Genomic DNA, 11,257 nt, shown 5'->3' on the forward strand with positions numbered 1-11,257 from the left:
TATGTAGTTGGCATCCGAGGAGTGCCCTCACCGGCGAGGGCTGAGACGGCAGACGATGCCGAATCCTTTGAACCTGATCCGATTCGTATCGGCGGAGGGACGGGATGGCGCCATCCGAAACCCATTCAGACACAGTTTCACGCCGGCTTGCGGTCAGCGTCGTCGGTGCTGGAGTCGCCGGCACATGGCAGGCGCTGAAGCTCGCCGAGGCCGGCTGCACCGTCACCCTGTACGAGCGGCACGGCGGCAACCTGCTCGGCGCCACCAGCTATTGGGCGGGCGGCATGCTGGCGCCGGACTGCGAGGCGGAGGTCTCCGAACCGCTCGTCTCGCGCCTCGGCCACCGCTCGCTCGCGCTGTGGCGCGAGGCGCTGCCGGCCACGACTTTCGAAGGCTCGCTCGTGGTCGCGCACGCTCGTGACCGGGCGGACTTCGAGCGTTTCGCCCGCCTGACGCCCGGCCACGCCCGGCTTGACGCCGCCGGCGTCGCGGCACTGGAGCCCGCGCTCGAGGGCCGCTTCCGCGAGGGGCTGTTCTACGGCGCCGAGGGCCACGTGGAGCCGCGGCGCGTGCTGCCCCTGCTCTACCAGCGGCTGGCCGAGCTCGGCGTCACCCTGCGCTTCGGGGAGGAGGTCGCGCCCGACGACCTCCCCGGCACCGTCATCGACTGCCGGGGGCTCGCAGCGCACGACGCCCTGCCCCATCTGCGTGGCGTCAAGGGCGAGGTCGTCATCGTGGAGACGCGGGAGGTGGCGCTGACGCGCCCGGTGCGGCTGCTGCACCCGCGCTGGCCGCTCTACGTCATCCCGCGCGAGGAGGGCCGCTTCCTCATCGGCGCGACCTCGATCGAAAGCGACGACGACCGCGTCAGCGTCCGCTCCGCGCTCGAGCTGATGACCGCCGCCTATGCGCTGCACCCGGCCTTCGGCGAGGCGCGCATCGTCGAGATCGGTGCCGGCTTGCGCCCCGCCTTCCCCGACCATGCGCCGCGGGTGACGGTCGATGGCCGCATCGTCCGCGTCAACGGCCTCTACCGGCACGGCTTCCTGCTGGCGCCGGCGCTGGCGGAGCTCACCACGGCCTTTGTTGTCGACGGACGGCGCGACCCCGAGGTGATCCATGGCGGCGCAGATGCGCGGGCACGCGCGCCCGGAGAGGTGGTGTCATGATGCTGACGGTCAACGGCGAGCGGCGCGAGGCGCGCTCCGCCACGGTGCGCAGCCTGCTCGGCGAGCTCGAGTACGAGACCGAGTTCGTCGCGGTCGCCATCAACTACAACGTGCTGCCGCGGCGTCGCTGGGACGAGCCGGTGCTCAAGGACGGCGACGCCGTCGAGATCGTCTCGCCGCGGCAGGGCGGCTAGGAAAAACACGATGCTCACGTTCTACGGCCAGGAGATCGCCTCGCGCCTGCTCATCGGCACGGCGCTCTATCCCTCCCCCGCCGTCATGCAGCAGGCGGTCGAGGCATCCGGCGCAGCGATCGTGACCGTGTCGTTGCGGCGGGAGGCCGGCGGCGGCAAGGCGGGCGATGCCTTCTGGTCGCTGATCCGCGACACCGGCGCCCGGATCCTGCCGAACACCGCCGGCTGCCGCACCGTGCGCGAAGCGGTGACGACGGCCGAGCTGGCGCGCGAGCTGTTCGACACGCCCTGGATCAAGCTGGAGGTGGTCGGCGACGACGAGACGCTGCAGCCCGACGTGGTCGGCCTGGTGGAAGCGGCGGCGATCCTGACGCGGGAGGGCTTCAACGTCTTCCCCTATTGCACCGAGGACCTGACGGTCGCGAGCCGGCTGATCGACGCCGGCTGCGAGGTGGTGATGCCCTGGGCCGCGCCGATCGGCAGCGCCAAGGGCATCGTCAATCCGGCGCCGCTGGCGCTGCTGCGCGCCCGCTTTCCCGAGGTGCCGATGGTGATCGACGCCGGCATCGGCGCCCCTTCGCACGCCGCCCAGGCGATGGAGCTGGGCTACGACGCCGTCCTGCTCAACACGGCCATCGCCAAGGCGGGCGACCCGGTCGCCATGGCCGGCGCCTTCCGGCTCGCCATCGAGGCCGGGCGCACCGCCTACGAAGCGGGGCTGATGGCGCCGCGCGACTTCGCCTCCCCCTCCACCCCCGTCGTGGGCACCCCGTTCTGGCATGCCGCAACATCCTGATCGCTTCTACCCCATCGTCGACACCGTGGCCTGGGTCGAGCGCCTGGCGCGCGCCGGCGTGCGCACGGCGCAGCTCAGGACCAAGGATCTCGGTCCCACCGAGGCCGTCGCCCTGGTCAAGGCGGCTCTGGCGGCGACGGCCGGCACGCCGACCGAGCTCATCGTCAACGACTACTGGCAGGCGGCGATCGATGCCGGCGCCCGGCACGTACATCTGGGCCAGGAGGACCTGGCGGTCGCCGACGTCGCCGCCATCCGCAAGGCGGGCCTGACGCTCGGCCTCTCCACCCACGACGAGGCGGAGCTGGAGACAGCGCTCGCGGTCGATCCCGACTATGTGGCGCTGGGGCCGATCTACCCGACCACGCTCAAGGCCATGCGCTTCGCCCCGCAGGGCCTGGATCGGATCGGCCAATGGAAGCGGCGGGTGGGCTCCGTCCCGCTCGTGGCCATCGGCGGCATCACGCTGGAGCGTGCGCCAGGCGTCTTCGCCGCCGGCGCCGATTCGATCGCCGTCGTCAGCGACGTGACGCAGAACTCCGATCCGGACCGGCGGGTGCGGGATTGGCTCAGCTTTGTAGACGAGGTGCCGGGCTGAGCGCCGGGCCGCGACGGGCAATATAGGCGCGAATCGGTTGCTGCCGTCCCCGCGGCTGCCAGTCGACGACCTCGTCGAAGCGGTCCGCCCAACCGTCCGCTGCTGCTTGAACGCAGGCATCGGACGCGGCAACGGCGGCACCGAGATCCCGCGTCGCCTCCTCGAGCCGGCTGGCGACGTTGACGACGTCGCCGACGACGGTGAACTCGATGCGGCGATCAGCGCCCAGGTTGCCGATCATCACCCGCCCGCAATGCACGCCCACCGAGATCACGACCGGATCGGCGCCGCGGGCCACGCGTTTCTCGCTCCACCGCGCGACTTCCTCGCGCAACGCAAAGGCACAGGCGAGCGCGCTGGCGGCGGCCTCCGGGCGCTCGTCCAGACCGCCGAAGGTCGCCATGAAGCCGTCCCCGAGATACTTGTCGAGCGTGCCGTCGTGGGCGAACACGACCCGACAGCAGCGCTCCTGGAACGACCGCAGGAGCGCGAAGGTCTGCTCCGGCGAAAAGCGCTCCGTCAGCGTGGTGAAGCCGACGATATCGGCGAAGAGCACCGCGACGGTGCGCGTGGCCGGCTCCCCGAAGCCGTGTGAGGCTTGCGCGGCGAGCGCGTCAGCCACGTCCGGCGACACGTACCGTGCGAGGTCGGCCCGCACGACCTCCGCCTCCACCTGCGCCAGCAGCAGCAGCCGGCTGCGCCACACGGCGACCGCCAGGATTGCGGTGAACAGGCCCGTGGCGATGAGTTGCGTCCACCACTGCGTCAAGCCGACGAAGGTCGGGTCGAAGAACAGCCGGAGCGCATCGGCGGTGGCCACCGGGCCGTCCGCCGCCGCATCGACATAGCGCGCCGTGGTCGGCAGCTCGTAAAGGATCCGGAACCCGACCGACCAGATCGCCGCGATGGTGGCGCCGGTCCAGAGCACGAGCAGCGGCGAAAAGGTGAGCGCCGCCTCGGCGAGCAGCAACAGCAGGTACAGGAACTCCTGCCCGCGCAGCCGCGTCTGCACCGGCCAGTCGGCGCCGAGCCCGACCGGCGGCTGAACGAGGATGGCGGCCGTGATCAGCGCCACGTCGAGCACGATGAAGCCGAGCTTGATCCACTCCCCCCACCGGTGGCGCCTCAGGCGGTAGGGAATGAAGCCGAGGATGAAGAAGGCGAACGCGATGGCGGCATAATAGGCATCGCGCGGCCATGGCACGATGATCATGAGCCACAGCGCCACGACGATGATCGCGGCCGTCCGCGCCCGGAAGGCGAAGGCGAGCCCGTCGACCTCGGCCCGCCTCACGCTGCGGCGCAGCCGCCCCCTGGGGCGGGGCAGCCAAAAAACGACCTTGGCGCGCGCCCCGGCCGTGGTGGCCCGCGCCTGTGGAATGCGTCCGAACACGGGGCTGATCGTGACACCTCGTGGCGCCGTTTGTCGAGCGCTGCCTTCACCTCATGAACAGGACGCACCTTGCGTCGAGGGCGGCTGCCGTTCCCGCGCTCTGCAATCGGGCGTCTGCGCCGATTGCAAAGAAGCGCTTGACAGCATTTCGCCATGGGATGGGATCGTCCAATGGCCGAGAAATGCTCATAACCTTTTGAATCTGGAGCGCTTCTCTTGCGGCTGGCTGTGTCCGCCCGATCGCGGAGCGCTCTGGCCGCCTACGGCGCGCACCCGCCCTCGCCGAGCGGACGGACGATCTCGGCTGCCGGCACCCGGAACTCGATCCTGTAGTAGTCCCAGGGGCCCTTGCTCTCGCTCGGCGCCTTCACCTCGGCCAGGAACAGGTCGTTCATCAGCCGCCCGTCCGAGCGGACCCGGGCTCCTTCGGCGAACATGTCGTCGACGGGCGCCGTCTTGAGCTGCTGCGATACCTTGGGGCCGTCGTCGGTGCCGATCGCGTCGATGGCACGCAGGTAGGCCAGCACGGCGCTGTACACGCCGGCGTGCACTTGCGTCGGCACGCGGCCGCCGGAGAGCTTCTTGAACCGTTCGGTGAAGGCGCGGGTGGCGTCGTTGCGGTCCCAATAGAACCCGGTCACCACGCGCAGTCCCTGCGCGGTTTCCAGTCCCAGGCCATGAACATTGGTGATGTAGAAGGTCGTCGCGGCGATCTTCTGACCACCCTTGATCAGGCCGAACTCGGCGCCCTGCTTGATGACGTTGATCGTATCCGGGCCGGCATTCGCGAGCGCGATGATCTTCGCCTGCGACGTCTGGGCCTGCAGCACGAACGACGAGAAATCGGTGGCGTAGAGCGGATGACGGGCGGAGCCGAGCACCTTGCCGCCGGAGGCCTGGACGACGCTCTTCAGCTGGCCTTCCATGGAATGGCCGAAGGCATAGTCGGCGGCCAGGATGTACCAGGTGTCGCCGCCGAGCGCGATGTTGGCCTTCGCGACGGCGCGGGCGATCGCATAGGTGTCGTAGAGCCACAGGAAGCCGGTGGGCGAGCAGTCCGCCCCGTAGATCCGGTCGGTCGCCGAGCCCACGTGCATGATGATCTTCTTCTGCTCGCGGGCCAGCGCCTGGACCGCGAGCGATACGGCCGAATTGCCGATATCGGTGATCATGTCGACCTGTTCGGTCTCATACCAGCGGCGCGCGATGCCGGCGCCGATGTCGGCTTTGTTCTGATGATCACCGACCACCAGCTCGATCCTGGCGCCGCGCACCGTGGGACCGAAATCCTCGACCGCCAGCCGTGCCGCGTGTAGCGAGCCGATGCCGGTGACGTCGGCGCTCGGACCGGCCTGGTCGTTGAGCACGCCGATCTTGACGACATTGTCCGAGAGCGCGTTGCCGGCCGTCTGGGCGTGGACGGATGCGGCGAACAGGCAGGCGACGGCGGCCGACGCCGCCAGCTTCAAGACAGACATCTGTTTCCCCCGGGGCGGCCCGCGCGGCGGGTCCGTTATCGCTCATGTCCGATCAGTCGGATTCTATATGACCGATTGGTAAGATTAGGATCGAGGCGAGTCAATGCCGCCCGCCACCTGCGGCCGGCTCGCCTTTATCGGTCAGAGCGCATGATCGTCGCGCCGGGCCCGCCGACCGGGCCGCGCGTCAGGGCTTGGCGCGAATGCCTTCGACCAGCAGCGCGAACGCCTGCTCGTGCGAGCGGCTGGCGCCGGCCTTGCTCGTCAGGTCGACGCCCAGAACGAACGACAGGGTCGCTGCATTGGAAATGCGGACCGAATAGACGCCGGCGAGCGAAATATAGAACTCCTTGGGATCGATCCCCGGCCGGAAATGGCCTGACCGCACGCCCCGCTCCAGGATGTCGGCCACGGCCTCGATCAGGCGCGCATACGCCTCGCGCACACCGACCAGCGACTTCAGATGCCGGTTGTTGCTCGGCACGTTCAGGTCCTGGATCAGGCGCTGGAAGCTGTTCGTGGCCGACGAACGCGAATAGAGGTAGGTCGCCAGCTTCTTCAACGCCAACTCCGGGTCCGGCTCCTCGGTCGCGGCCCGGATCATCTTGTCGTCGCCGCGAAAGCGCAGGTACGCTCGCTCCAGAACCGCCGTATATAGGCCGTCCTTGCTGCCGAAATAATGGTAGACCAGCTGCTTGTTGATGCCGGCGCGGCGCGCGATCTCGTCGACCCGGGCGCCCTCGTAGCCTGACCGCGAGAACTCGGCCGTCGCCGCGTCGATCAGGCGCTCGCGGGTGGGCTGAGCCTCGGCCGTGCCGGTCTCCGCCTGGACCCGCGCCTTCGCGGCTTTCGCCATGCCATGCCTCCCATCCCAGGTCCCGCGGCCGCGGGCAGTCTCACCCGGCCGGACGCCGCTTCGCAACGGGCGTATAGGCCGGCGCCGGCCGAGGGAAGCCTTGACACCGGCAGTGCCCGTCCCCTAGCCTCTTGTCAACCAACAAGTTGATTGATTCCGGATTGATCGCTTCATCGGGGAGACATGGATGCTGAGGCCGATCGCCGCCGACACCGGCGGCACCTTCACCGACCTCGTGACGCTCGCCGCCGACGGCACCACGCTGCGCGTCGCCAAGGCCCTCACCACCTACGACGCCCCCATGCGCGGGCTGATGGAGTGCATCGCCCGCGCCGACGTGGACCCGGCGCGCGCCGATTCGCTGAAGTTCGGCACGACCCTCGTCATCAACGCCTTCCTGCAACGCCGCGGCGCCCGCACGGCGATGCTCTGCACCAGCGGCTTCCGCGACACGCTGGAGATCCGGCGCGGCAACCGGGCCTTCCCCTTCGACGTGCGCTACGCCCGTGATCCCGTGCTGGTGCCGCGCGAGCGGCGCCACGAGGTGGGCGAACGGATCGACGCCGCCGGCGAGGTCGTGCGCCCGCTCGATCCGGCCGAGGTGGAGGCAATCGCCGACCAGCTCGCGGCGGACGGCGTGGAGGCGGTCGCCGTGTCGTTCGTCAACGCCTACCTCAATGCCGCCCACGAGCGGGCCGCCGCGGCCATTCTGCGCGAGCGCCTGCCGGGCGCTTTCGTGACCACCGGGACCGACCTGACCCGGGAATGGTACGAGTACGAACGGGCCTCGACTGCCGCCGCGAACGCCTATGTCGGCCCCGCCCTGGACCGCTTCCTGGACCGGATGGAGGCGACGCTGCGGCCGGCCGGGTTCACCCGCTCCGTCTATCTCATGGCCTCCAACGGCGGGGTGTTCTCGCTCGACGAGGCGCGACGCAAACCGGTGCAACTGGTGGAATCGGGCCCGGTCGGCGGCTGCATCGGCGCCGCCGCCTACGCCCGCAGCCTGGGCCTGGCCAAGGTGATCGCCTTCGACATGGGCGGCACCACGGCCAAGTGCGCCCTGATCGAGAACGGCGGCTTCGAGACGCGCAACCCCTATTACGTCGGCGGTGTGGAGCATGGCTTTCCGGTCCGCGGCGCGGTCATCGACATCGTCGAGGTGGGCGCCGGCGGCGGCTCGATCGCCAAGGTCGACGGCCAGCAGCGGCTGACGGTGGGGCCGATGAGCGCCGGATCCACGCCGGGCCCGGCCTGCTACGGCCTGGGCGGGCAGGAGCCGACGATCACCGATGCCAACGTGGTGCTGGGACGCATCGGCGAGACGTCGTTCCTGAACGGCGAGATCAGCCTCGACCGCGCCGCGGCGGAGGCCGCGCTCGCCGGCCGCGTGGCCGCGCCGCTCGGCTATGGCGCGGACCGGCTCGACCACGTGGCGCAGGGCATCCTCGACATCGCCGCGCTGACCATGAGCAGCGCCATCGCCAAGATCACCACCGAGCGCGGCCTCGATCCGCGCGACTTCTCCCTCTTCGTCTTCGGCGGCGGCGGCCCCGTCCATGGCGTGGACCTGGCCCGGCAGATCGGCATTCCGCGGGTCATCGTACCGCCCCACCCCGGCGTCTTTTCCGCCGTGGGCATGCTGCTCGCCGAGGCCCGCATCGACGACAGCCGCACCTTCCTGCAGCCCTTGGTGGAGCCCACGATGCCGGCGATGCTGGCGGCCTTTGCCGAGATGGAGGCGTCGGCCGCGGGCCGGCTGCCGGAGGCCGCCGCCGACGCGCCCCCGCCCTTGGCGGAGCGCTACGCCGAGATGCGCTTCAAGGGCCAGCGGCACGCGCTGAAGGCGCCGATCGGCGCCGCGGCGACCCCGGCCGCGGTGCGCGACGCCTTCACCGCCGCCTATCGCGCCCGCTTCGGCCACGCCGATGCCGACGCGCCGTTGGAGTTCGTGGCGCTCGGCGTCGCCGTCGCCCGTCCGATCGGCGAGCTGACGCCCACGTCGATCGCGCCGACGCGGGCATCACGGCCCACGGGCGAGGACCGGAGGCGCGAGGTCTTCTTCAAGCAGGCGCAGCGCCGCCTGAGCACGCGCGTCGTCGCGCGAGACGCGCTCGCCGCCGGCGACCGCCACGAGGGCCCCCTGGTGGTGGAGGAATACGGCTCGTCGACCATCATCGGCCCGCACGATCGGCTCGAGGTCGGCCGGCTGGGCGAGCTCATCATCGAGGTTCAACCGTGACCACAGCCAGCCCGTCGGAACCGTCGCTCGACCCCATCACCGCCGAGATCTTCCGGCATGCGTTGACGGCCATCCCCGGCCAGATCGACGCCAACATCGTACGCACCGCCTACAGCCCGCTGGTCTACGAGTACAAGGACTATGCGGTGGGGGTGGTCGACCACGCCGGGCGGCTGCTGTCGCAGTCGCAGGGCGCGCTGCCCATATTCGTCGCCAACGCGCTCGGCGTCGCCGTCGCCGACGGGCTTGCCATGTACGGCGCCGACGGCTTTGCGCCCGGCGACGTCGTCCTCACCAACCACGCCGGCACGCTCGGCCAGCATCTCAACAACGTCGTGATGTATGCGCCGGTGTTCGTCGGGCCCGGACAGACCGACCTGTTCGGCTTCATGGCCGTGCTCGTGCATTGGCTGGACGTGGGCGGGACGGGCGCCACCGGCCCGTTCGCCAGGGACATCTTCCAGGAGGGCGTGCAGTACCGAGGGCTGAAGCTCTGGCGCGCCGGCACGCCCGACCGCGGCGTCTACCGCACGATCGAGAGCAACACCCGCTTCCCGCGGGAGCTCATGGGAGACTTCGAGGCCCAGCTCGCCGGCTGCCTCAAGGGCGCCGCCCTGGTCGCCGACGTGGTGGACAAGTATGGCCTGGCGACCGCGCGGGCTGCCGTCGCGCGCATGTGGGACCGCGCCGAGGCCGCGTCCCGCGCCGCCATCCGGGCCATCCCGGACGGCGAGTATCGCGCCGAAGCCCAGCTCGACAACAACGGCGCCGACGGCGAGGTGCCGGTGCGGGTGGCGGCCGTCGTGCGCATCGCCGGCGACGCCATGGAGATCGACCTGTCGGGCTGCGACGACCAGGTGACGGGGCCGATCAACTCCGGCCGGGAGGGCGGCGCGGTGGCGAGCGCCCGCATCGCCTTCAAGTACCTGGTGGAGCCGTACGAACCGGCCAACGAGGGCGCCTTCCGTCCGCTCAAGGTCAAGGTCCGCGACGGCACCTTCGTCAGCGCCGGCGCCACCGCGCCGATGAACCACTACAGCCTGCCGCTGCCGACCGTGGTCGACACCATCCAGCGGGCGCTGGCGCAGGCGCTCCCCGACCGGGTGGCGGCCGGCCATCACGGCGCCTTCGGGGTCCACCTCTTCATCGGCACCGATCCGCACACCGGAGAGCTCTACCAGAACCTCGACACGACGCTCGGCGGCTGGGGCGCGACGTCCGACCGGGACGGCGGCGGACCGTTCAAGACCATGGTGCACGGCGATACCCTGGACGTGCCGGTGGAGGCGCAGGAGCTGCTCTATCCCCTGCGCATCGAAACCTATGCGCTGCGGCCCGATTCCGGCGGCGCCGGCAAGCACCGCGGCGGGCTCGGCGTGGTCAAGGTGTTCGTGGCCAAGGCGCCCTGCCAGGTGGCCGTGGCGCAGGACCGCCGTCGCACGCCGCCGTGGGGCCTGTTCGGCGGCCATGACGGGGCCTCGCCCCTGACGCTGCTGATCCGCGCCGGACAGCCGCCGGTCGAGGTCAGCCGCGGGGTGATCGCCCTCGACACCGACGACCGGCTGGAGGTCTATTCCGGCGGCGGCGGCGGCTTCGGCCATCCGACAGAGCGCGATCCCCGCGCCATCAGCGCCGATATCGAGGCCGGCTACATCAGCCGCGCGGCCGCCCTCGGCCACTACAGCAGCATGGCGGTTTCCGGGCGCGACGCCGACCCGCCGCGCTGAGCAGCAGCGGTGACGATGGCGGAATTGACAGCCGCCAGGGCGCCACGTTAGCGTCATTACAACCAACTAGATGGTTGATAAATGCAGAGGGGAGGCTCGCATGGTCCCTGGTGGCGCAGGCGCCCGGCGCGACGGCCCGCGGACGCCGCCGTGATCGGCGAGCGCTTTGCCAAGCTCACCGTCATCGCGGCGGCGCCGCGGGCGCATGGCAAGCGGCGATGGCAGTGCCGGTGTGACTGCGGCCGTGACGCGACGGTCTACCAATGGGCGCTGCGGTCGGGGCACTCGCGCTCCTGCGGCTGCGCCCGGTTGGAGGGCCTCAACCGCGGACGCGAATGCCACGGCATGCACGCGAGCCCGGAATACCGCACCTGGTGCCTCATCAAGCGCCGGTGTGGCGACCCCAACTATCGCGGCTTCCGCAACTACGGCGGCGCAGGCATCACCATCTGCCCCGAATGGCAGCGCTCGTTCGGCGCGTTTCTGGAGGCCGTAGGGCGCAAGCCCAGCCCCTCCGCCACCCTCGAGCTGATCGATCTCCACACGGGCTATCGCCCGCAGAACTGCCGCTGGGCGGACCGGGCCCGCCCGGGCCGGCGGCCGAAGCTGCTGAGCGCCATGGGACAGACCATGTCCCTGCGCGAATGGGCGCAGACGTGCGGCGTGCCCTATACGACGCTGCGCCGCTGCCTGAACGCCGGCATGCCGCTGGAGCAGATCGTCGATCGCCGGACGTTCCAGATCGGCGGGTGATAATAATTGTCGAAGCAGTATTTGCGTATCAAAAGCGCAACACGCGCTATG

General features: G+C 70.4%; 10 protein-coding genes and 1 riboswitch. Of the genes, 7 read left to right on the forward strand and 3 right to left on the reverse strand.

The features are described 5' to 3' along the window. The first annotated feature begins 7 nt into the window (after positions 1-7). Positions 8-117, forward strand: a riboswitch (TPP riboswitch). The 4 genes from ACZ5PO_RS38525 (at position 105) to ACZ5PO_RS38540 (ending at position 2,757) form a co-directional block, all read left to right on the forward strand. Next, on the forward strand, positions 105-1,169 hold the full coding sequence (locus tag ACZ5PO_RS38525; protein WP_464188522.1) for an FAD-dependent oxidoreductase: 1,065 nt from the start codon (positions 105-107) through the stop codon (positions 1,167-1,169). It overlaps the preceding riboswitch by 13 nt. After that, positions 1,166-1,363: a sulfur carrier protein ThiS gene (thiS, locus tag ACZ5PO_RS38530; protein ID WP_464188524.1), complete on the forward strand. Its 198-nt coding sequence runs from the start codon at positions 1,166-1,168 to the stop codon at positions 1,361-1,363. The genes ACZ5PO_RS38525 and thiS overlap by 4 nt, the downstream gene beginning before the upstream one ends. Positions 1,364-1,373: 10 nt before the next feature. Further along, complete coding sequence (locus tag ACZ5PO_RS38535; protein WP_464188526.1) at positions 1,374-2,159, forward strand: thiazole synthase; 786 nt, start codon at positions 1,374-1,376, stop codon at positions 2,157-2,159. Then, entirely contained in the window at positions 2,143-2,757 is a 615-nt protein-coding gene (locus ACZ5PO_RS38540; protein WP_464188528.1) for a thiamine phosphate synthase, read from the forward strand. Before ACZ5PO_RS38535 ends, ACZ5PO_RS38540 begins: the two co-directional genes overlap by 17 nt. On the opposite strand, the gene ACZ5PO_RS38545 is transcribed toward ACZ5PO_RS38540, so the two are convergent. The 3 genes from ACZ5PO_RS38545 to ACZ5PO_RS38555 all read right to left on the reverse strand — a co-directional run bounded on the left by ACZ5PO_RS38545 (position 2,729) and on the right by ACZ5PO_RS38555 (position 6,484). Then, complete coding sequence (locus ACZ5PO_RS38545) at positions 2,729-4,150, reverse strand: adenylate/guanylate cyclase domain-containing protein (RefSeq protein WP_464188530.1); 1,422 nt, start codon at positions 4,148-4,150, stop codon at positions 2,729-2,731. The two genes, ACZ5PO_RS38540 and ACZ5PO_RS38545, sit on opposite strands and share 29 nt — an antisense overlap. A gap of 260 nt (positions 4,151-4,410) precedes the next feature. Further along, positions 4,411-5,628 (reverse strand): ABC transporter substrate-binding protein, encoded by a 1,218-nt coding sequence (locus ACZ5PO_RS38550; protein ID WP_464188532.1) that lies wholly within the window; start codon positions 5,626-5,628, stop codon positions 4,411-4,413. 187 nt (positions 5,629-5,815) lie between these two features. After that, complete coding sequence (locus ACZ5PO_RS38555; RefSeq protein WP_464188534.1) at positions 5,816-6,484, reverse strand: TetR/AcrR family transcriptional regulator; 669 nt, start codon at positions 6,482-6,484, stop codon at positions 5,816-5,818. Positions 6,485-6,671: 187 nt separating this feature from the next. Between ACZ5PO_RS38555 and ACZ5PO_RS38560 the strand changes: the two genes are divergently transcribed. The 3 genes from ACZ5PO_RS38560 (at position 6,672) to ACZ5PO_RS38570 (ending at position 11,206) form a co-directional block, all read left to right on the forward strand. After that, the gene (locus ACZ5PO_RS38560; RefSeq protein WP_464188536.1) at positions 6,672-8,726 is read left to right on the forward strand and encodes a hydantoinase/oxoprolinase family protein; all 2,055 of its coding nucleotides are present in this window, start codon (positions 6,672-6,674) and stop codon (positions 8,724-8,726) included. Next, the gene (locus ACZ5PO_RS38565; RefSeq protein ID WP_464188538.1) at positions 8,723-10,453 is read left to right on the forward strand and encodes a hydantoinase B/oxoprolinase family protein; all 1,731 of its coding nucleotides are present in this window, start codon (positions 8,723-8,725) and stop codon (positions 10,451-10,453) included. The genes ACZ5PO_RS38560 and ACZ5PO_RS38565 overlap by 4 nt, the downstream gene beginning before the upstream one ends. 150 nt (positions 10,454-10,603) lie before the next feature. Then, positions 10,604-11,206: a hypothetical protein gene (locus ACZ5PO_RS38570; protein ID WP_464188540.1), complete on the forward strand. Its 603-nt coding sequence runs from the start codon at positions 10,604-10,606 to the stop codon at positions 11,204-11,206. Positions 11,207-11,257: the final 51 nt, after the last annotated feature.

This window comes from Chelatococcus sp. KU-N122 (genome assembly GCF_055391085.1).